Source organism: Microbacterium sp. GXS0129, assembly GCF_044769785.1.
Taxonomy (GTDB): Bacteria; Actinomycetota; Actinomycetes; order Actinomycetales; family Microbacteriaceae; genus Microbacterium; species Microbacterium nymphoidis.
Window position 1 is genome coordinate 1,126,169 of record NZ_JBIZVZ010000001.1, and the last position, 19,358, is coordinate 1,145,526.

At 67.9% G+C, this 19,358-nt stretch carries 20 protein-coding genes; 8 read left to right on the top strand and 12 right to left on the bottom strand.

All coding sequences use genetic code 11. The annotated features are described in order from the left end of the window. Nucleotides 1–146 precede the first annotated feature (146 nt). The gene (locus tag ACIQJ5_RS05050; protein WP_231091340.1) at nucleotides 147–713 is read left to right on the top strand and encodes a LemA family protein; all 567 of its coding nucleotides are present in this window, start codon (nucleotides 147–149) and stop codon (nucleotides 711–713) included. Between the two features lie 155 nt (nucleotides 714–868). On the opposite strand, the gene ACIQJ5_RS05055 is transcribed toward ACIQJ5_RS05050, so the two are convergent. Continuing rightward, complete coding sequence (locus ACIQJ5_RS05055) at nucleotides 869–2,116, bottom strand: winged helix-turn-helix domain-containing protein (RefSeq protein WP_402841504.1); 1,248 nt, start codon at nucleotides 2,114–2,116, stop codon at nucleotides 869–871. Nucleotides 2,117–2,161: 45 nt separating this feature from the next. Here ACIQJ5_RS05055 and ACIQJ5_RS05060 point away from each other — a divergent pair, with 45 nt between their 5' ends. Both ACIQJ5_RS05060 and ilvA read left to right on the top strand, forming a co-directional pair. Further along, nucleotides 2,162–3,337 (top strand): AI-2E family transporter, encoded by a 1,176-nt coding sequence (locus ACIQJ5_RS05060; RefSeq protein ID WP_231089594.1) that lies wholly within the window; start codon nucleotides 2,162–2,164, stop codon nucleotides 3,335–3,337. Continuing rightward, complete coding sequence (gene ilvA / locus ACIQJ5_RS05065; RefSeq protein ID WP_231089595.1) at nucleotides 3,334–4,563, top strand: threonine ammonia-lyase; 1,230 nt, start codon at nucleotides 3,334–3,336, stop codon at nucleotides 4,561–4,563. The genes ACIQJ5_RS05060 and ilvA overlap by 4 nt, the downstream gene beginning before the upstream one ends. Nucleotides 4,564–4,623: 60 nt before the next feature. Here ilvA and greA read toward each other — a convergent pair whose 3' ends face one another. Then, entirely contained in the window at nucleotides 4,624–5,115 is a 492-nt protein-coding gene (greA, locus tag ACIQJ5_RS05070; RefSeq protein WP_231089596.1) for a transcription elongation factor GreA, read from the bottom strand. Between the two features lie 110 nt (nucleotides 5,116–5,225). After that, nucleotides 5,226–5,621, bottom strand: coding sequence for a DUF4307 domain-containing protein (locus ACIQJ5_RS05075; protein WP_402841510.1), 396 nt, complete (start codon nucleotides 5,619–5,621; stop codon nucleotides 5,226–5,228). A gap of 65 nt (nucleotides 5,622–5,686) precedes the next feature. Between ACIQJ5_RS05075 and ACIQJ5_RS05080 the strand changes: the two genes are divergently transcribed. After that, the gene (locus ACIQJ5_RS05080; RefSeq protein WP_231089598.1) at nucleotides 5,687–5,980 is read left to right on the top strand and encodes a hypothetical protein; all 294 of its coding nucleotides are present in this window, start codon (nucleotides 5,687–5,689) and stop codon (nucleotides 5,978–5,980) included. Nucleotides 5,981–5,984: 4 nt separating this feature from the next. Here ACIQJ5_RS05080 and ACIQJ5_RS05085 read toward each other — a convergent pair whose 3' ends face one another. Then, entirely contained in the window at nucleotides 5,985–6,689 is a 705-nt protein-coding gene (locus ACIQJ5_RS05085) for a hemolysin III family protein (RefSeq protein WP_231091341.1), read from the bottom strand. Between the two features lie 141 nt (nucleotides 6,690–6,830). On the opposite strand from ACIQJ5_RS05085, the gene ACIQJ5_RS05090 reads away from it, so the two are divergent. Both ACIQJ5_RS05090 and ACIQJ5_RS05095 read left to right on the top strand, forming a co-directional pair. Beyond that, nucleotides 6,831–7,616, top strand: a complete 786-nt coding sequence (locus ACIQJ5_RS05090) for an isoprenyl transferase (RefSeq protein ID WP_231089599.1) — start codon at nucleotides 6,831–6,833, stop codon at nucleotides 7,614–7,616. A gap of 160 nt (nucleotides 7,617–7,776) precedes the next feature. Beyond that, on the top strand, nucleotides 7,777–9,159 hold the full coding sequence (locus ACIQJ5_RS05095) for a PhoH family protein (RefSeq protein WP_372459767.1): 1,383 nt from the start codon (nucleotides 7,777–7,779) through the stop codon (nucleotides 9,157–9,159). A gap of 776 nt (nucleotides 9,160–9,935) precedes the next feature. Here the strand turns inward: ACIQJ5_RS05095 and ACIQJ5_RS05100 are convergent. The 7 genes from ACIQJ5_RS05100 to xseA all read right to left on the bottom strand — a co-directional run bounded on the left by ACIQJ5_RS05100 (nucleotide 9,936) and on the right by xseA (nucleotide 16,381). Beyond that, a complete protein-coding gene (locus ACIQJ5_RS05100) occupies nucleotides 9,936–10,595 on the bottom strand; it encodes a response regulator transcription factor (RefSeq protein ID WP_402841514.1) in 660 nt (219 codons plus the stop codon). Next, nucleotides 10,592–12,073: an ATP-binding protein gene (locus ACIQJ5_RS05105; RefSeq protein WP_402841517.1), complete on the bottom strand. Its 1,482-nt coding sequence runs from the start codon at nucleotides 12,071–12,073 to the stop codon at nucleotides 10,592–10,594. Before ACIQJ5_RS05105 ends, ACIQJ5_RS05100 begins: the two co-directional genes overlap by 4 nt. Before the next feature lie 91 nt (nucleotides 12,074–12,164). Continuing rightward, a complete protein-coding gene (locus ACIQJ5_RS05110; RefSeq protein ID WP_231089602.1) occupies nucleotides 12,165–13,559 on the bottom strand; it encodes an aspartate ammonia-lyase in 1,395 nt (464 codons plus the stop codon). Nucleotides 13,560–13,585: 26 nt separating this feature from the next. Next, nucleotides 13,586–14,233: a carbonic anhydrase gene (locus ACIQJ5_RS05115; RefSeq protein WP_308070447.1), complete on the bottom strand. Its 648-nt coding sequence runs from the start codon at nucleotides 14,231–14,233 to the stop codon at nucleotides 13,586–13,588. Next, nucleotides 14,230–14,868 (bottom strand): DUF4245 family protein, encoded by a 639-nt coding sequence (locus ACIQJ5_RS05120; protein WP_231089603.1) that lies wholly within the window; start codon nucleotides 14,866–14,868, stop codon nucleotides 14,230–14,232. Before ACIQJ5_RS05120 ends, ACIQJ5_RS05115 begins: the two co-directional genes overlap by 4 nt. Beyond that, entirely contained in the window at nucleotides 14,868–15,095 is a 228-nt protein-coding gene (locus tag ACIQJ5_RS05125) for an exodeoxyribonuclease VII small subunit (RefSeq protein ID WP_231089604.1), read from the bottom strand. Before ACIQJ5_RS05125 ends, ACIQJ5_RS05120 begins: the two co-directional genes overlap by 1 nt. 29 nt (nucleotides 15,096–15,124) lie before the next feature. Next, nucleotides 15,125–16,381, bottom strand: coding sequence for an exodeoxyribonuclease VII large subunit (gene xseA, locus ACIQJ5_RS05130; protein WP_231089605.1), 1,257 nt, complete (start codon nucleotides 16,379–16,381; stop codon nucleotides 15,125–15,127). Nucleotides 16,382–16,591: 210 nt separating this feature from the next. On the opposite strand from xseA, the gene ACIQJ5_RS05135 reads away from it, so the two are divergent. Beyond that, complete coding sequence (locus ACIQJ5_RS05135) at nucleotides 16,592–17,653, top strand: 4-hydroxy-3-methylbut-2-enyl diphosphate reductase (protein ID WP_402841524.1); 1,062 nt, start codon at nucleotides 16,592–16,594, stop codon at nucleotides 17,651–17,653. Then, entirely contained in the window at nucleotides 17,650–18,219 is a 570-nt protein-coding gene (locus ACIQJ5_RS05140; protein WP_231089607.1) for a DUF6264 family protein, read from the top strand. The genes ACIQJ5_RS05135 and ACIQJ5_RS05140 overlap by 4 nt, the downstream gene beginning before the upstream one ends. 63 nt (nucleotides 18,220–18,282) lie before the next feature. On the opposite strand, the gene fbaA is transcribed toward ACIQJ5_RS05140, so the two are convergent. Beyond that, nucleotides 18,283–19,311 carry a class II fructose-bisphosphate aldolase gene (fbaA, locus tag ACIQJ5_RS05145; RefSeq protein WP_231089608.1) on the bottom strand — a complete coding sequence of 343 codons (1,029 nt, stop codon included), beginning with the start codon at nucleotides 19,309–19,311 and terminating at the stop codon, nucleotides 18,283–18,285. Nucleotides 19,312–19,358 lie beyond the last annotated feature (47 nt).

Below are 19,358 nucleotides of genomic sequence, written 5' to 3' on the forward strand. Positions count from 1 at the left end.
CGCGCTGACTGCCGCGGCTCAGCCGGGAGCCTCGGGCGGGGTGTACTGCCTTCGAGACGTCTCCGAGAAATCGCTCACGCGCGGCAGGTGCCCGCGGCGTCGATAGAATGACTGTGACCTAAGGGGGTTCAGCAAACATGGAAATGCTGGCTTGGCTCGTTCCGGTGCTGGTGATCGTCCTGATCGCCGTCATCGTCGGCGTCTATCTGTGGGCGACGTACAACTCGCTCGTGCAGCTCAACGTGCGCGTCGACGAAGCGTGGAGTGACATCACCGTTCAGTTGAAGCGTCGCGCCGACATGATCCCCGCACTTATCGAGACCGTCAAGGGTTATGCCGCGCATGAACGCGCGGTGTTCGAGAACGTGACCCAGGCGCGCGCTGAGACCCTGTCCGCACAGTCGCCGGGGGCGGCGGGTGTTGCCGAGGGACACCTGCAGAACGCGCTGAAGAGCCTGTTCGCGGTGGCCGAGGCGTACCCGCAGCTCCAGGCCAGTCAGAACTTCCTGCAGCTGCAGCGCGCCATCGTCGACACCGAGGACAAGATCCAGGCCTCGCGCCGTTTCTACAACGGCGGCGTCCGGGAGCTGAACACCAAGATCAAGGTGTTCCCGAACAACCTGTTCGCCCGAAACCTCGGATTCTCCGAGCGGGAGTTCTTCGAGGTCATCGACGGTGCCGGCATCGCCGAGCCGCCACGTATCCAGTTCTGAACCGCGAGAAAACGCCCGCCAACCGGCGGGCGTTTTCTCATTCGCGGGAGTGTCGGGTGCGCCTTTTCCCGTTCGGGGAGTGTCTTCTCATGCGGGGAGCGGCGTCCCGTTCGTGGCACTGTCGTCGTGGTGGGACCTGGTCAGGGGGCGTCCGGTCACCGGCTCGCGCGGTCGTGGCGTCCGCGGTGCGCCGGGTGCAGGGACAGTGCCGCGGCCACCGCATCGGCGGCGTCCCCCCAGCGGCCGACGCTGATGCGCTCCAGTCCCTTCCACGTCGCCGCGCGCCGGAGTTCCTCGGCGATGCGCTCGACGTCCGCCGGACGCGGCTCCCCGTCCCACCACGCCGACTGCACCAGGAGCTCCGAGCGCGCGCGATCCGCCTTCAGATCGACGCGCGCCACGAGCTGGTCGTCGATCAGGACGGGCAACGAGTAGTAGCCGTACCGGCGCTGCGGCTCGGGGGTGTAGATCTCGATGCGGTACTCGACGCCGAACAGCCGCTCCGTGCGGTCGCGGAACCACACCACAGGATCGAACGGCGTCAGCAGAGCAGCGGCGGACATCCGCCGCGGCACGCGGGCATCGTGATGGATCCAGGCGGGAATCGGGCGGCCGCCCCGCTCCCAGCCCTGAACACGGACGGGCAGCGCCACTCCGGCGTCTTCCAGATCCCGCAGCGCCGCGATCACGTCGGTGCGCCCGAGCCGGTGATAGTCGGCGATGTCGGCGGCAGTGGCGACACCGTGGAAGGCCAGCCCGCGGGCCGTGAGCTCACGAATGGCGTCCTCCCGGGGAACGGGCGCCGAGAGGACCGCCGCGGGGATCACATCGGCGGCGAGCGCATAGCGTCGTTCGAAGCCGCGACGCCCCGCGATTGCGACCTCACCGGCGAGGAACAGCCGTTCGAGGGCTCGTTTGGTTGCGCTCCAGTCCCACCACGGTCCGCGGGGACCCGTCGCGGCGTCCTGCTCGATCTCCGCGGGGCGGGAGGGGCCGCGCTGAGCCAGCTCGGAACGCACCCAGTCCAGGGTCTGCTGGTTGTCCTGCGCCCACGGATCCGTGGGGGAGAGCCGGGTGGCGTACTCGTCCATGCGGAAGCGCCACAGCCCCCAGTCGGACGTGGGGATGACGGTGGCGACGTGCGCCCAGTACTCGGTGTACGCGGCATGGGAACCGAAGGCGAGGCGGTCCAGCATGCCGGTGTCGTAGGCGCCGAGGCGCGAGAAGAACGGCATGTAGTGACTGCGTGAGAAGACGTTGACCGAGTCGATCTGCAGCACGCCCACGCGCCTCATCACGGCGTGGAGTGAGGCCGGCGACACCCGCGCCGGGTGCGCCGCACCGAACCCCTGTGCGGCGAGAGCGGTGCGCCGGGCGGCGGCGAGCGACAGTGTTTCAGGCACGGCGCTCAGCGTAACGCCAGCCTCCGACACCCGTAGAATCTATCCATGAGCGATCCGAATCCTCGTCCCGGCTTCTTCGAATCGCTGCGCACTCGCGTGGAGACGCCCTCCGACGGCGCCCTCGTTCCCAGCGCGCTGCGTGTGACTACGGCCTACGCCTGGCGGATTCTCGTGATCGCCGGCGCGGTGGCGCTCGTGATCTGGCTGGTCATGCAGCTGAAGCTGCTGGTGATCCCGATTCTCGTTGCGCTGCTGATCACCGCCCTCCTGTGGCCGGCATTCACCTGGCTGATCAAGCGCGGCTTGCCGCGGTGGCTGGCCATCGTCATCTCCGTGCTCGGCACGCTCGTGATCGTGGGCGGCCTGCTCACCCTCGCCATCTGGCAGATCTCGCAGCAGGCGTCCGCCGTCAAGGACCGGGCCATCGAAGGCTGGGAGATGCTGCGGGAGTGGCTCATCACCGGCCCGTTCACACTCAGCCCGGAGCAGATCGACGCCTTCATGAAGCAGGCGCAGGAGACGCTCGCCGAGCAGCAGGAACTGCTTCTCAACGGCGCTCTGGCGGTCGGCTCGACCGCCGCACACATCGGCACCGGCGCGGTGCTCGCCCTCTTCGTCCTGCTCTGCCTGCTCGCGGACGGCGGCGGCATCTGGAAGTGGGTCGTGCGTCTCTTCCCCCGCACGGCACGCGCCGCTGCGGACGGCTCGGGCCGACTGGGCTGGCGCACCGTCGTCAACTACGCGCGCACGCAGCTGCTGGTCGCCGTGATCGACGCGGTCGGCATCGGTCTGTCCGCCTTCTTCCTCGGTGTCCCGCTCGCGGTTCCGATTGGCATCCTTGTCTTCCTGGGCTCCTTCGTCCCGATCGTCGGTGCCGTCGTCACCGGATTCATCGCGGTGCTCATCGCTCTGGTGTACAACGGCTGGGTGATCGCGGTGATCATGCTCGCCGCTGTGCTGGCGGTGCAGCAGCTTGAGGGACACGTGCTGCAGCCGTTCCTCATGGGTTCCGCCGTCAAGGTGCACCCTCTCGCCGTGGTGCTCGTTGTCGCCGGCGGCACCATGGTCGCCGGCATCCCCGGTGCCCTGTTCGCCGTGCCCCTGGCGGCGTTCGTCAACGTGGTCGCAGTGTCGCTCTCCAGCGGAGCGTGGCGCAGCGGCACTCTCAGCCAGGATCAGCTGATCTGGCGGCAGGTTCCCACAGAAAGGCGGGCCCGATGACATACGGACCCCTGTTGTCCGACATCGAGTCCGCGGCCGAGAGTCTGAAGCCTCATATCGGCCACACTCCGCTCGAGTACAGTCAGCACCTATCCGACCTGCTCGGTTCGCGAGTGATGCTCAAGATGGAGAACCTCCAGCGGACCGGTTCGTTCAAGGTGCGCGGTGCCACCTATCGCCTCTCCCGCCTGTCCGAGGAGGAACGCTCGCACGGCGTAGTGGCCGCATCCGCGGGGAACCACGCCCAGGGCGTTGCGCTCGCCGCGCGTGAGCTGGGCATCCCGGCCACGATCTTCATGCCGCTCGGGGTCCCGGTGCCGAAGCTGCTCTCGACGCGCGGCTACGGCGCCGAGGTGATCCTCGAGGGCGAGACCGTGGAGACACCGCTGCGACTGGCCAAGGAGTTCGCCGAGCGCACCGGCGCCATCTTCATCCCGCCGTACGACCACCGCGACGTCATCGTCGGTCAGGGGACGCTCGGCCTGGAGATCATGGCGGACGCTCCCGAGGTGGAGACGGTCATCATGGGCATCGGCGGTGGGGGGCTCATCGCCGGGGTCGCTGCGGCGATCAAGGAGAAGGCGGCCGCAGAGGGCCGCACCGTCCGCATCATCGGTGTGCAGGCGGAGAACGCGGCACCGTTCCCGCTCTCGCTGGAAGCCGGCACACCGGTCGAGGTGATCACCCGGCCGACCATCGCGGACGGCATCTACGTGGCTCGCCCCGGCGACATTCCGTTCGAGATCATCCGCGAGCTCGTCGACGAGGTCGTCACCGTGTCTGATGACGACATCGCGCGAGCCATCGTCGCGCTGCTTGAGCGGGCGAAAGTCGTCGTGGAGCCGGCCGGTGCGGTGGGGGTCGCCGCCATCATGGCCGGGAAGATCCAGTCATCCGGCACCGCGGTCGTGGTCCTCTCGGGAGGCAACATCGACCCGATGCTGCTGCAGCGCGTCGTCTCCCACGGTCTTGCCGCTTCGGGCCGGTACATGACCATCCGCATCCCGCTGCCGGATCGGCCGGGGCAGCTCTCCCGCGTGTCGGAGATCGTCTCGCAGGCGGGCGCCAACGTGGTGGAGGTGCAGCACACCCGCCACGGCCAGGGGCTGCAGATCAGTCAGGTCAGCCTGCAGATCAGCGTTGAGACGCGCGGCGAGGAGCACAAGGAGCTGACCCTGCGCGCGCTGCGTGACGGCGGGTTCGCGCCGGTGGTGATCAACGAGTGACAACGCTGAAGGGCCCCGCACACCCGCGGTGATGCGGTGTGCGGGGCCCTTCCTCTCGGGTCATTGCCCGTTGTAGGTCTCGACCTTGAGGATCTCCACGGGGATCTCGCGGCCGTTGGGGGCGGTGTAGCTGCCCTTCTCGCCTTCCTTGAGGCCGAGGATCGCGGCACCGAGGGGGCTGACCTCGCTGTAGACGTCCAGCTCACTGCCCGCCGCGATCTCGCGGTTGCCCAGCAGGAACACCTCCTCGTCGCCCATGATCAGCGCGGTGATGACCGTTCCGGGCTCCACGATCCCGCGGCTGGCCGGAGCCTCGCCGACGCGCGCGTTCTTCAGCAGCGACTGCAGGGTCCGAATACGGGCCTCTTGCTTGCCCTGCTCGTCCTTGGCGGCATGGTAGCCGCCGTTCTCCTTGAGATCGCCCTCCTCGCGGGCGATCTCGATGCGCTTGGCGATCTCGTCGCGTCCCACCGTGGAGAGGTGTTCCAGCTCGGACACGAGCCGATCGTAGGCGTCCTGCGTGAGGAACGTGACCTGTGCGTCATCAGACATGGCGATCCTTCCCAGGGGGAGGTATATGGAAAAGACGCCCAGCGTGGCAGGGCGTCGGTCCGGCCAGTCTACGAACTCCGCCGCCGACGGCCAAACTGGGCGGGTGGTGACTATGACGTCCAGCAGCCCTCGACGAGGCCCGTCGTCGCTTCCGCGACGGTTCGGATGACCTCGGTGTGGCGCTGCTGGTGGGATTCGCCCGACTCGTAGCGGATCACGCGGAAGCCCACGATGCCCTGCTCGGGATCCAGCGCCTGCAGGGTGCAGGTGACATCGGTGCCCGGCGTGGTGGAGAACTGGAAGTCCACGGAGACCGCGTGGGAATCCGTCACCTGATAGCCGAGGTTGTCCACGGTGACCGAGTACAGCGATCCGCGCACCGTCATCCAGCCGAGCGCGCCCACGATGATCGCTCCCACGGCGGCCACAGCGATCCACCACGCGCGCCGGCGGGCGGGCGAGCGGGTGCGGCCGTACCGGTCATCGAGCATTGCGGTGGTCGTCATGGCGTCCGATCGAAGATTAGGCTGGAGTTCCAGGCTAACCTCCCGCGAAAGGGAAAGCAGACCCGATGCACGCATTCGAGGCAATCGTTCGAGCGACCTCCACCCCCGTCCCGACGCCCACGATGACGGTTCCCGCCGAGTCCGTGACGCCGGGCGTGGCCGGGTTCCTCGTGATCGCTCTGCTCGTTGTCGGTGTGTTCCTGCTCGTCTGGGACATGCAGCGCCGCATCCGCCGTGCGCGCTACCGCGACGAGGTCAACGAGCAGCTGGATCGCGAGGCCGCGCAAGCCGGTGCGAGCGCGCCCGACACCGAGTCGAAGCCCGACACCGAGTCGAAGCCCGGCACCGAGCCGAAGTAGCGCGTCAGGCCGGGACGCCGAGTGAGGGACGCAGCGGCTCCAACGCGATGAGCAGGCAGGCCGTCCAGTGGCAGAGGAATGCCAGCACGGTGCATACGTGGAAGATCTCGTGGAAGCCGAAATGTCCGGGCCACGGGTTGGGCTTCTTGAGCGCGTAGACGACCGCGCCGCCCGAGTACAGCAACCCGCCCACAACCACGAGCACCATCATCGCGACGTTGGCGTTGAGGAGATCGACGATGTACATGATCGCGGCCCAGCCCAGCAGCAGGTAGATGGCGACGTACAGCCAGCGCGGGGCGTTGATCCAGAAGACCCGGAAGAGGATCCCGAGCAGCGTCCCGGACCAGACCAGGATCAGCAGCAGGAGTCCCTTCTCCGGCGGCAGTGCGAGTACGGCGAGGGGGGTGTAGGTGCCCGCGATCAGCAGCAGGATGTTGGCATGGTCGATCCGCTTCAGCACCACCTTCGTCCGGGGACGCCAGTTGAAACGGTGATAGAGCGCTGAGTTGCCGAACAGCAGCATCGAGGTGGCCATGAACACGGCGCTTGCCCACTTCGCAGGTGCGCCCTGAGCCAGGCAGATCAGCACGATTCCCGCAGCGATGGTGACCGGGAAGGTCCCGGCATGGATCCAGCCGCGCCAGGTGGGCTTGATCTCGATGGTCGCGTCGTCGGCCGCGGCTTCCAGCAACGGGAGCTTCGGCACCGAGGGCGGGGTGTTCTCGCGTGTCACGTTCTGAGCGTAAGGCCCGGAACATTCCGTCGGCTGCACATATCCACGGCGCTACGTGGGCGTCTCTCCACACGACGCTCACGTCTGATCGATCCGGGGCGGTAGCGTAGGGGAGTGAGCACAACGGGTCGATCCGAGGGCGCCGGTTTCCTGTACCGGTTGTACAGCTCACGGCTGCGGCGTCAGATCGATCACGCAAAGGTGCCGCGTCATGTCGCGATGATGATCGACGGTAACCGGCGGTGGGCGCGTCAGCTGGGTTTCCCGAGCCCCGCACACGGACACCGGGCGGGCGCGGCGAAGATGCAGGAGTTCCTGCGGTGGTGCGACGACCTCGGGATCTCCGTCGTGTCGCTCTACCTGCTCTCGGCGGACAACCTCAGAAAGCGCGATTCACAAGAGCTCGAAGACCTCATTCAGATCATCGCGGAGCTGGCTGACGCGCTCTCCCGGGAGGCGGGATGGCGGGTGCAGATCGTCGGTCGCCTGGAACTGCTGCCGGAGGGTCTGCGTGCCGCGCTGACGGAGGTCGCCGAACGGACGGCGGGGAACTCCGGCATGCACGTCAACCTGGCTGTGGGCTATGGCGGACGCAATGAGATCGTCGACGCCGTGCGCAAGATCATCGAGAAGCACGACGCGCGCGGCGCGTCGATGGAAGAGCTGGCGGCCAACCTCACACCCGAGATGCTGGGTGAGCACCTGTACACCGGCGGCCAGCCGGACCCCGACCTCGTGATCCGGACCTCGGGCGAGCAGCGCCTGAGCGACTTCCTGCTGTGGCAGAGCGCCCACAGCGAGTTCTACTTCGTCGAGGCGCTAGGCCCGGACCTCCGGGAGGTCGACTTCCTGCGCGCGATCCGCGACTACGGGGACCGCGATCGCCGCTTCGGCAGCTGAGCGCCGGTCACCGTCCGTTCACCCGCTGTCCTCCGACACGCCAGGGAAGGCACTGGCCCCCGGCACGTGAGGGCGCTAGCGTCTGAGCATCGGGCAAGGTGCTCGATCGGGTCGGCTGTGAAACAGGACTCGTGGCTCTCGGCCGACGCGATTGATCCGGATGGATCCGGGTTGGGGGTCGGTTGTGACCAGTGCAACAGGACAGCGGCACCAGCAGCGGACGCGGCGCGTCAGCACGGATGCGAGCGAGGTGCGGCTGCGCACCTACGTCATCGACACGTCCGTGCTGCTGAGCGATCCACGTGCGCTGTTCCGTTTCGCGGAGCATTCGGTGGTGCTGCCCGTGACGGTGATCAGTGAACTCGAAGCCAAGCGCAACGACCCGGAGCTGGGCTACTTCGCCCGGCAGGCGCTGCGTCACCTCGATGATCTGCGTGTTGAACACGGCCGCCTCGACTTCCCGGTGGAGGTGGGCTCCGGCGGCACGCTGCGCGTGGAACTCGCGAACACCGACACCAGCGTGCTGCCCGCCGGCATCCGGCTGAGTGACAATGACACCCGGATCCTTGCTGTGGCGATGCATCTGCAGGCGGCGGGGGAAGACGTCACCATCGTGTCCAAGGATCTCCCCATGCGTGTGAAGGCTGCCTCGCTTGGCCTCGAAGCCGAGGAGTACCTCGCCGAGCAGGCAGCGCACTCGGGGTGGAGTGGCATGGCCACCATCCACGTCGGCTCTGATGAGATCGCCGATCTCTACGATTCCGAGGTGGGCTCGCATCCCGATGCCGCGGGTCTTCCCGTGAACACCGGGCTGGTGCTGCATTCCGATCGCGGCTCGGCGCTCGCGCGGGTGACCGGTGAGGGGGAGTTCCGCCTCGTGCGGGGCGACCGGGAGGCCTTCGGACTGCACGGGCGCTCGGCCGAGCAGCGGATCGCGCTGGATCTGTTGCTGGACCCCGAAGTCGGCATCGTCTCCCTCGGCGGTCGCGCCGGAACGGGCAAGTCCGCCCTTGCTCTGTGCGCAGGCCTCGAAGCCGTTCTGGAGCGTCAGCAGCAGAAGAAGATCATCGTCTTCCGTCCCCTGTTCGCGGTCGGTGGTCAGGAGCTGGGCTACCTGCCCGGGGACCAGGGCGAGAAGATGTCGCCCTGGGGGCAGGCGGTGTTCGACACCCTCGGCTCCGTCGTCAGTGGCAACGTGATGGAGGAGGTGCTCGAACGAGGACTCCTCGAGGTTCTGCCCCTGACGCACATTCGGGGTCGTTCGCTGCATGACGCGTTCGTGATCGTCGATGAGGCGCAGTCGCTGGAGCGCAACGTCCTGTTGACGGTGCTCAGCCGCATCGGGCAGAACTCGCGCATCGTCCTCACTCACGACGTCGCACAGCGCGACAACCTCCGGGTCGGGCGTCATGATGGCGTCGCGTCGGTGATCGAGACGCTCACGGGGCACAGCCTGTTCGCTCATGTGACCTTGACGCGTTCCGAGCGCAGCGCCATCGCGGCTCTCGTGACGGAACTGCTGGAGGACGGCGAACTGGCCTGAGGCTCATCGAAGATGAGAACAGTCTCACGGTGTTGTCACCCCGTTCGCGGGGAGGAGCGGGAAGAATAGACATGTCGGCCTCAGCGCTGACATGTATCCCATCTCCCCGGGAGTAACAGAACACGAGGAACTCTCACTGCTTCGGGTGCGGTGAGCATAAACGAGCGGTTCGGGTCCGCTCACCTCGGCCCCCCGGCACCATGTGCCGGGGGTTTCTGTTTGTGGCGGCAGGTTGCGCGATCCTGGCTGGGCCTCCGGCTGCTCGCGGGATCTCCGGTGTTGCCGAGCTCGTTGTGTCGGGGGAGCGCCATGCGTCGGTGGCTCGCCGTGCCTGGGGCGAGCGCTGTGCGTCGGGCAGCGTCTCACGATGGGCCGCGTCTCACGTCGGGCAGTGCCGTGCGTCGGGGGAGCGGCTTGCGTTGGGCGAGCGCCTTGCGTGGGGCGAGTGCCGTGCGTGGGGCGAGCGCCTCGCGTCGGTGGCTCGCCGTGTGTGGGGCGAGCGCCGTGCGTCGGGCAGCGTCTCACGATGGGCCGCGTCTCACGTCGGGTGAGCGCCGCGCGTCGGGAGAGCGCCCGGCGTCCGGGGAGTTCGTGGTGACGGAGATCGTCTCATCGGAGAAGGCGCGCTGCTGGGGCGGTGTTGCGCTCGAGGATGTGCACGATCTCTCTGAGCGCGCCTGAGGCCAGATCAGCGCACGGGTGCCCGCTCAGATGCCGTTACTCTGGGGCGGCGCGATCGCGGCACGGCAGAGAAGCGGAACGGGTCGGTGTGGGTGTCAGAGCCAGCGGTAGCCGGCGCCCCGGACGGTCTCGATGTGCTCGGTGCCGAACTTCGTGCGCAGGTAACGCACGTAGACATCCACCACGTTCGAACCGGGATCGAAGTCGAGACCCCACACCCGGCTGAGCAGCTGCTCGCGGCTGAGCACGAGCCCGGGGTTGCGCAGGAACTGCTCCGCGAGGGCGAACTCGCGTGCCGACAACTCCACCTCACGTCCGCCCACGGTCGCGCGGCGCGCGAGCATATCGAGTGACACCTCGCGATGGCTGATCACCATCGAGTTGGCGCTCGTTCCCCCTTCGCGCAGCCGCACGCGCACGCGCGCCAGCAGCTCGTCGAACTTGAACGGCTTGGGGATGTAGTCGTTCGCTCCGCTGTCCAGGCCTTCAACCATGTCCCGAGTGGAGGTGCGGGCCGTGAGGAGGATCACCGGCATGGTCGAGCCGCTTCCGCGGAGGTGTGCGAGCACGTCGAATCCATCCATGGTGGGAAGACCGACGTCGAGAAGCATGAGGGAGAACTCGCCGCTCAGCGCGGTCTGGAGGGCCTCACCGCCGTCCTCGACGACGGCGGTGACGTATCCGGCCGCTTCCAGCCCCTTGCTGACGAAGGACGAGATGCGCGGCTCGTCTTCGGCGATCAGGATGCGGGTCATGCGGTGTCCTCTCGTAGCGCCACTGTTCCGGCGCGAATCGGTTGGGGCAGGTTCGACCCCGGTCGCCCGAGGTGAGCGGGCACGCGGATCACGAAGGTCGCACCACCACCGGGGGTGTCCGTAACGGTACAGGAGCCGCCGTGCGCGCGTGCGATCGCGTCCACGATGGCCAGCCCGAGTCCGGTTCCTCCGACATCGCGCCGGCCGCTGCCGCGGTCGAACCGGCGGAAGATGCGGTGTCGCATCGCGGGCGGGATGCCCACGCCGTGGTCGCGCACCCACAGGTGCACCTCGTCGGGGGTGAGGGTGCTGCCCAGTTCGATCGGGCTGCCCTGCGGCGTGTACTTGGCGGCGTTGTCGATGAGGGCGAGCCAGGCCTGCAGAAGACGATCCGGGTTGCCGCGCACGATCGTGTCGGCGCGATCCAGGACGCGCCAGGGATGCCCGGGGATGGCCACGATCATCTCGCCGATGCGTTCCGTCAGACGACTGACATCAACCATGCCCATCGTGTACTCGTCGTCTTCGACGGTGGCCAGCAGGTCGATGTCCTCCACGAGGCGGGTCATGCGATCCAGTTCCGAGATCCCGATCTCGCGAGCGGAGGCGACGTCGGCCGGATCAGCGGGGTTCATCATCTCCAGGTGACCGCGCACGATGGTGATGGGGGTCTTCAGCTCGTGGCGCACGTCGTCGAGCAGACGGCGCTGAACGTCGACGGAGCCCTCGAGGCGGTCGAGCATCGCGTTGACGGAGCGGCCGACATTGGCGAGGTCATCGGTCCCGCCCTCCGGAACACGCGCAGCGAGGTGGGAGAGCGAGATCTCGCCCGTCGTGCGCTGCAGGTGCTGCATCGGCGAGAGCAGCCACCGGCCGAGCACCGCCCAGGTGACCAGACCGACGACGATGAGGATCACGATGGCCACGGCACAGAACACGAGCGCCGCCAGATGCAGTGGATCAAGAGTGTCGTCGAGGTTGATCGCGCGAATCGACACGCCGGTGGTGGCGTCGCCCTCCACGGTGACGGGGACCGATACCCAGCGAACCGTCGTGTCCCCGAGCTCCGCGGTGCCGAGGGCGGGCGAGTTCGTGCGGGTGGAGCTCGCGGCGGCCGCCGCGATGAAGTCCGTGTCGTCCGCCATCGCTGCGCTCAGCGTTCCGGCCGAGCGCAGCGCCACCTCGCCGTCGATGATACCGATCGCGGCTTCGCCATGACCCACGATCCGGCTCAGCTCAGCCCGCAGGAGGGCGTCGACGCTGGTGTAGGCATGCGGGTCGAGGGATCCCGGGACGACTTCGGTGGCCCCGTCCTGGTCCATGTCGGGCTCGTCGGTGGCGCCACCGAGAAGCGCATCGGCGTGAGAGAGGAGATGCTCATCCACGCCGGAAAGGGCTTGGTTGTACTGCATCGTGAACGCGACGCCGCCGGACGCGATCAGCGAGATCGCCGTGACCACCAGGATCACGGCGAGCATGCGGGCGCGGGTGGAGAGAATGGTGCGCCGTGGGCGCGAGGGGAGTCCCCCCGCGCCCACGCTGCGTCTCACACCCGCGCTCACGCTGCTGTCAGCCCGCGTGCGTCATCGACAGCAGATCGAGCTTCTCGTCGAGCTGCGCCTCGGTGAGCTCGCCCCGCGCGACGTAGCCGAGGTCGATCACGGCCTCGCGGACGGTGATGCCCTGCGCCACGGCGTGCTTGGCGATCTTCGCGGCCGCCTCGTAGCCGATCAGCTTGTTGAGGGGCGTCACGATCGACGGGGACATGCCGGCGAAGGCGGCAGCACGCTCGAGGTTGGCCTCCAGGCCGTCGATCGTCTTGTCGGCCAGAACGCGCATTGCGTTGGAGAGCAGGCGGATCGACTCGAGCAGCGCGGTGCCCATGACCGGGATGGCGACGTTCAGCTCGAAAGAGCCCGATGCTCCGGCCCAGGCGACCGTGGCGTCGTTGCCGATGACACGGGCGCACACCATGAGCGTGGCCTCGGGAACGACGGGGTTCACCTTGCCGGGCATGATCGACGAGCCCGGCTGGAGGTCGGGGATGTGGAGCTCGCCGAGACCCGTGTTGGGGCCGGAGCCCATCCAGCGCAGGTCGTTGTTGATCTTGGTCAGGGAGACGGCGATGGTGCGCAGTGCGCCGGAGGTCTCCACGAGACCGTCGCGGTTCGCCTGGGCCTCGAAGTGGTCCTTCGCCTCGACGATCGGCAGACCGGTCTCTTCCGCGAGGAGAGCGATGACCTGCTGCGGGAAACCGAGCGGCGTGTTGATGCCGGTACCCACGGCGGTTCCTCCGAGAGGAACCTCGGCGACGCGCACGAGGGCGGCCTGCACACGCTCCACTCCGAGGCGGATCTGGCGGGCGTAGCCGCCGAACTCCTGGCCGAGGGTGACCGGGGTCGCATCCATGAGGTGGGTGCGGCCGGACTTCACCGCGTCCTTCCACAGCACGGCCTTCTTCTCCAGCGCGGTGGCCAGGTACTCGAGAGCGGGGATGAGGTCCTCGATCAGCGCCTGCGTGACGGCCACGTGGACCGACGTCGGGAAGACGTCGTTCGACGACTGAGAGGCGTTGACATGGTCGTTGGGGTGCACGGGCGAGCCGAGCTTGCCCGAGGCCAGAGTCGCCAGCACCTCGTTCATGTTCATGTTCGACGAGGTCCCAGAGCCGGTCTGGTACGTGTCGACCGGGAACTGCGCGTCGTACTTGCCGGTGACGACCTGGTCCGCAGCCCAGGCGATGGCATCGGCGACGTCGCCGTCCAGCGTGCCGAGGCCCTTGTTGGCCAGCGCCGCCGCCTTCTTGATCCGCGCGAGAGCGGCGATCTGGCGCGATTCCAGGCCCGAGCCGGAGATGGGGAAGTTCTCCACCGCGCGCTGGGTCTGTGCACTGTAGAGCGCGTCCTTGGGCACGCGGACTTCGCCCATCGTGTCGTGCTCGATGCGGTATTCGGTCTCAGCCACGTCTGTCTCCTTGTGGGTTCGTGTGGTCAGGCAGCCGCGGCTGTTGCGGTGCCCACGGTGAAGTGCGCGTCGACGGTGCCGTCGGCGAGGCGGTAGTTGGCAGCCACGATGGCCAGACGGCCGGCGGCCACGGCGTCGGAGATGACCTCGGACGAGTGAAGCAGCTCGGCGACTGTGGACTGCAGGTGCAGCTTTCCGACCAGCTCCGCCGAGACATCCTCTGCCGTGGTTCCCGTCTCGGCCTCGATCTTGCGCGCCGACGGGACGATTGGGGCGATCAATCGCCACACCGCCGGCGGCAGGACCGGGGCGTCGATGGCCGTGGAATCGATCGCGGCGCGAACCGCACCGCAGGAGTCGTGACCCAGCACGACGATGAGCGGGACATTGAGGATCGCGACGGCGTACTCCAGCGATCCGATCACCGAGGGCGAGGTCACCTGTCCGGCATTGCGGATGACGAAGAGATCCCCCAGGCCCTGGTCGAAGATGATCTCCGCGGCGAGGCGGGAGTCGGCACATCCGAACAGAGCGGCGTGCGGGAACTGCGAGCCGACCGTCTCGTGGCGACGCTCGCTGTCCTGGTGCGGGTGGCCGGGCGTACCGGTGACGAACCGGTGGTTGCCCTCCAGCATCTGAGACCAGGCCTGCGTGGGGGTGAGCTGCTGGGTCACTGTGCGGTTTCCTTCTCGATCGTCGTGGCGAGCTGCGTCGCGAATTCGCGGATGAGCTCGTCGGTGGTCTTGCCGTAGAGCAGTACGTAGTCATCGCCGACCTGCGTACCCAGGGCCTGTGTGACGTTGCCCGCCTTCTCGACGTCGTTGATGGTGAACACCGTCCACTCGCGTCCGCCGAGGGTCTCCGTCTCGCCGGGCAGGGCGCCCGGGATCCGCAGCAGAGCGTACTTCTCATCGGCGTCGTACACGTCATTGAGACGGACGAATCCGGTGAGCTTGCTCTCCTCCGTGGGCACGTACGACGCGGTGAAGAGCGCGTATCCCGAGTACGAGTCCAGGATGGCGACGTTGGACCACCAGTTCTCCGGCGCGTCGATCGCGTAGGTAGTCTTGCCGCTTGCGCTCGTCTGCGCCGCCGCGACCTTCACCGGGTCGGCAGGCTTGATCTCGGGAGCGTTGCCACGCGGCACCACCCAGACGATCACGAGCACGATCAGCATCGTGACGATGAGGGCGGCGATCAGGTTGCGGAAGGTCTGCGAGCCCCGGTAGGCGGCGGACGAGGCCGCCTTGCGATCGGCGGTCTCCTGCGGAGTCTCGGGGCGACCGAGCTCGGCGACGACGCGGGCCATCAGAGGGCCTCTCCCGAGGGACGGGCGGCATCAAGACGAGCCTTCGCGCCGAGCAGCCATTCCTCGCAGCGCTGTGCGAGGCGCTCGCCCCGTTCCCAGAGCGCGAGCGATCGTTCCAGCGTGGGCGCACCTTGCTCCAGCTGCGCGACGACCTGGGTCAGTTCATCACGAGCCTGCTCGAACGAGAGCTCGGAGACGTCGACGGGCTCTGCAGTGGCGTCGGTCATGATTCCATCTTAGTTCGGGCGGCGAGGCGTCATTCCGGTAGTGCACCGCTGGAGCGGGCACCGATGGTTCCCTCGGCGAGAAGGACGACGAGGTCCGTGCCCGCGGGCGCCTCCTCCGGGGCGCGGACGATGCCATCGCCGGCGCGCTGCACGATCGCATAGCCCCTCTCCAGGGTGTGCTGCGGGCTCAGGGCGCGCAGCGTGGCGTGCAGCCGCGCCATGGCCGTGTGCTCCCGCTCGATGCGCAGCGATGTGGTGGCGGTCGCGCGCGAGCGCATCTGCTCGACGTGGAGCTGGCGCTCCTGGAGCATGCGGTGCGGGTCGCGCAGCACCGGCCGGGAGCGCAACTGCTCCAGAGCGGTGAGGTCGTGCTGGATGCGGGTTGAGACGCGGCCGATGATGCGCGCGCGTGCTTCCCGGACCTGAGCCAGCTGCTCGAGCACGTCGGGGACCACCCGTTTGGCGGCGTCGGTGGGTGTGGAGGCGCGGAGGTCGGCGACCTCATCGATCAGCGGGCGATCGTTCTCGTGACCGATGGCGCTCACCACGGGTGTGCGGGCGGCTGCGACGGCGCGGACGAGCTTCTCGTCGGAGAAGGTGAGCAGATCCTGGAAGTCGCCCCCGCCTCGCGCGATGATGATGACGTCCACGGCCGGATCCGCGTCGAGGCGCTGCAGGGCCGCGAGGACCTGAGGTACGGCCTGCTCACCTTGGACCGCCGCATGCTCGACGCGGAAATCCACCTGCGGCCAGCGCAGCTGGGCGTTTCTCAGCACGTCCTTCTCCGCGTCCGTGCCCTTGCCGGTGATGAGGCCGATTCGCTGGGGCAGGAACGGCAGTGGTCGCTTGCGCGAGGGGTCGAGCAGGCCCTCGGAGCGCAGCTGGCGGCGCAGCACCTCCAGCCGCTCGAGGAGATCACCGAGGCCGACATGGCGAATCGAGGAGACGACGAACGACAGCTCACCGCGCTGGACGCGGTACTCCGGCTTCGCACACACGACGACGCGATCCCCGGTCTTGAGATCCTGCGGGATGCGCGCGCGGATGCTGGACCACACGACCAGGCGGATGGCGGCGTCTCCCGAGAGGTCCCGCAACGTGGCGAAAGTCCCCACGGCGCGGACGTTCCACTCGGTCAGCTCTCCTTCGATCCACGGGGACCCGAGACGTGCGATGTAGTCCCGCATATCGCGGGCGAGGTCGCCCACCTGAGTGGGGGAGTCCGGCGTCGAGTCACGGGGCCGCACGGGCCCGGAGAACGCCGGCTTGGTGCTGGTGTCGCTCATGCGGGAGTGATCCCCTCTGCGGGGGCGGTGACCGTATGTGCCGGCCGGGCGAACGCTCGTGCTGTGTTCGCGTCGATCATGTCGTCCTCTCGTGCCCGTCTGGTCTTCGTTCGCGGTGTTTCGGTCTGCTTCTCGGTGGTGCGTGACGGTGCCCGTATCGTGACTCGATCGTTCGGCGCCGTCACAGGCCGATCACCCTAGACTCGAAGGGTGAGTTCCCCTGCCGTCCACCTTCCCGTTCCCCGGATTCCCGGCCGTCGCGGACGCCTTCAGAATATCCCCGTCGACGGACACAAGCGGGTGCTGCTCGCGGCGCCGCGCGGTTACTGTGCAGGAGTCGATCGCGCGGTCGTGGCTGTGGAGAAGGCCCTGGAGCGCTACGGCGCCCCCGTGTACGTGCGTAAGCAGATCGTGCACAACATCCACGTGGTGACGGAACTCGAGAAGCAGGGAGCGATCTTCGTCGAGGAGGTGGACGAGGTCCCCGAAGGTGCCCACGTGGTCTTCAGCGCGCACGGCGTCTCGCCTGCGGTGGTGCAGGCAGCCGCGGACCGTGGGCTCCAGGCGATCGATGCGACCTGCCCACTGGTGACCAAGGTCCACCGTGAGGCGGTGCGGTTCGCGCGCGACGACTTCGAGATCCTGCTGATCGGGCACACCGGTCACGAGGAAGTCGAGGGAACGGCAGGCGAGGCACCCGATCATGTGACCATCGTCAACAGCCCCGCCGAGGCGGAGACCGTCCAGGTCAAGGATCCGTCGCGGGTGGTGTGGCTCTCGCAGACGACGCTGTCGGTGGACGAGACGATGCTGACCGTCGAGAAGCTGCGCGAGCGCTTCCCCGAGATGCACAATCCACCGTCGGACGACATCTGCTACGCCACCCAGAACCGCCAGGTGGCCATCAAGAAGGTGGCCAAGGAAGCCGACCTCGTGATCGTCGTGGGATCGGCCAACTCCTCCAACAGCGTTCGCCTCGTGGAGGTCGCCCTGGAGTACGGCGCCAAGGCGGCGTACCGCGTGGACTACGTGGACGAGGTCAAGCAGGAGTGGCTGGAGGGCGTTCGCACGGTCGGCGTCACCAGCGGCGCGTCGGTGCCGGAGGTACTGGTGCAGGAGGTGCTGGCCGAGCTCGCCGGAGCCGGGTACGGCGACGTGGAGGAAGTCCGCACCGCAGAGGAGGACCTGATGTTCTCGCTTCCGAAGGAGCTGCGCCAGGACGCCTCCGGGCGCACCGACGAGCGAGCCCGCGGAGGGCGTACCCGAGCATGAGCGAGCCCGATTCGCGCCCGCGCCCGCAGTACGGTGAGTATGCGTCGCCGGAAGAGCAGCGCGCGCACATCCGTCAGCCCCTGCCGCAGACCGCGCACCCCGACCCCGCCGAATTCTCCTGGCCGCAGGAGCGTCCCGGAGATGCGCCCGCGGCCACCGTGCCGGGACCGAACGTGGCTCCCACCGACCGCCTGGTCACGATCGTCATGCTCGCGCTCGGTGCCATGCACGTGCTGATGAGCTCGGTGGCGCTGATGTCTTACTCGGCGACCATGACCGAGGCGCTGATGATGCTCGGCCTCACGCGTGAGCAGGCCGACGTTGCCCGCAGCGATGCGCCCGGGTACATCATGGCGGCCGTACTCATCGTGGGCTACATCGCGACCGTGTGGCTGTCCCTTCGCCGCCTGCGGGCGCAGAAGCGCAGCTGGTGGATTCCGCTCGTGGGCTGGGCCGCCGCCTGGCTGGTCGTGGTGATCGTGCAGACCACGACCCTCATGGGCGACCCCGCGTTCCAGATCTATCTGGACCTCGCGATGAAGGGGCTCGAGACACCGACGCCCTGACGTCGGACCTGAGAAGACGACGATGGCGCGCCCCCGAGGGACGCGCCATCGTCATTTCGTCGGTCAGCCCTGCGACTTGCCGAACGAGCCGAGCTGCTTGGTGGCCTCGATGACGCGAGCGGCCATAGCCGTCTCGGCGACCTTGCCCCAGGCGCGCGGGTCGTAGAGCTTCTTGTTGCCCACCTCGCCGTCGACCTTCAGGACGCCGTCGTAGTTCTTGAACATGTAGTCCGCGATGGCGCGGGTGAACGCGTACTGCGTGTCCGTGTCGATGTTCATCTTCACCACGCCGTTCTTGACGGCGGTGGCGATCTCCTCGTCGGTGGAGCCGGAGCCTCCGTGGAAGACGAGGTCGAGCGGCTTGGCGCCGGTTCCGAACTTCTCAGCGATGCCGGCCTGGATCTCGCCCAGCAACTCGGGGCGCAGTTTCACGTTGCCGGGCTTGTAGACGCCGTGCACGTTGCCGAAGGTGAGCGCAGCGATCCAGCGACCCTGCTCGCCGAGACCCAGGGCCTCGACGGCCTGGCTGACGTCGCCGACGGTGGTGTACAGAGCGTCGTTGGAGCCCTCGTGCTGGACGCCGTCCTCCTCGCCGCCGACCACGCCGATCTCGACCTCGAGGATGGCGTTGATCGCCTTCATGCGCGGCAGCAGCTCGCGGGCGATCTCGATGTTCTCCGCCAGCGGCACGGCCGAGCCGTCCCACATGTGCGACTGGAAGATGGGCTGCCCGCCGGCCTTGACCTGCTCTTCGCTGGCCTCGAGAAGCGGCAGCAGGAAGGAGGGGAGCGCGTCCTTCGGGCAGTGGTCGGTGTGGACGGCGACGTTGATCGGGTAGTTCTTCGCGACCTCGGTCACGTAGCGGGCCATGGCGAGCGCGCCCGTGGCGCGCGCCTTCACGGTGTGTCCGGCGAAGTAGTCCGCGCCTCCCGTGGTGACCTGCAGGATGCCGTCCGAGCCGGCCTCCGTCAGGCCCTGGAGCACCGAGTTGATGGTCTGCGAGCTCGACACGTTGAACGCCGGGTAGGCGAAGGCACCGGCCTTCGCGCGGGCGAGCATGTCGACGTACTGATCCGGGGTGACGACGGGCATGGGTGCTCCTTTGATGAAGATCACGAGGTCGATGCCACTCTACCGAA

Bases quoted from the DNA above. Each gene is read 5' to 3' on its own strand.
- ACIQJ5_RS05060 (WP_231089594.1), top strand. From the start codon at position 2,162: ATGAGCGATCCGAATCCTCGTCCCGGCTTCTTCGAATCGCTGCGCACT.
- ilvA (WP_231089595.1), top strand. From the start codon at position 3,334: ATGACATACGGACCCCTGTTGTCCGACATCGAGTCCGCGGCCGAGAGT.
- greA (WP_231089596.1), bottom strand. From the start codon at position 5,115: ATGTCTGATGACGCACAGGTCACGTTCCTCACGCAGGACGCCTACGAT.
- ACIQJ5_RS05075 (WP_402841510.1), bottom strand. From the start codon at position 5,621: ATGACGACCACCGCAATGCTCGATGACCGGTACGGCCGCACCCGCTCG.
- ACIQJ5_RS05080 (WP_231089598.1), top strand. From the start codon at position 5,687: ATGCACGCATTCGAGGCAATCGTTCGAGCGACCTCCACCCCCGTCCCG.
- ACIQJ5_RS05095 (WP_372459767.1), top strand. From the start codon at position 7,777: ATGGATCCGGGTTGGGGGTCGGTTGTGACCAGTGCAACAGGACAGCGG.
- ACIQJ5_RS05100 (WP_402841514.1), bottom strand. From the start codon at position 10,595: ATGACCCGCATCCTGATCGCCGAAGACGAGCCGCGCATCTCGTCCTTC.
- ACIQJ5_RS05105 (WP_402841517.1), bottom strand. From the start codon at position 12,073: ATGCTCGCCGTGATCCTGGTGGTCACGGCGATCTCGCTGATCGCGTCC.
- ACIQJ5_RS05120 (WP_231089603.1), bottom strand. From the start codon at position 14,868: ATGGCCCGCGTCGTCGCCGAGCTCGGTCGCCCCGAGACTCCGCAGGAG.
- ACIQJ5_RS05125 (WP_231089604.1), bottom strand. From the start codon at position 15,095: ATGACCGACGCCACTGCAGAGCCCGTCGACGTCTCCGAGCTCTCGTTC.
- xseA (WP_231089605.1), bottom strand. From the start codon at position 16,381: ATGAGCGACACCAGCACCAAGCCGGCGTTCTCCGGGCCCGTGCGGCCC.
- ACIQJ5_RS05140 (WP_231089607.1), top strand. From the start codon at position 17,650: ATGAGCGAGCCCGATTCGCGCCCGCGCCCGCAGTACGGTGAGTATGCG.
- fbaA (WP_231089608.1), bottom strand. From the start codon at position 19,311: ATGCCCGTCGTCACCCCGGATCAGTACGTCGACATGCTCGCCCGCGCG.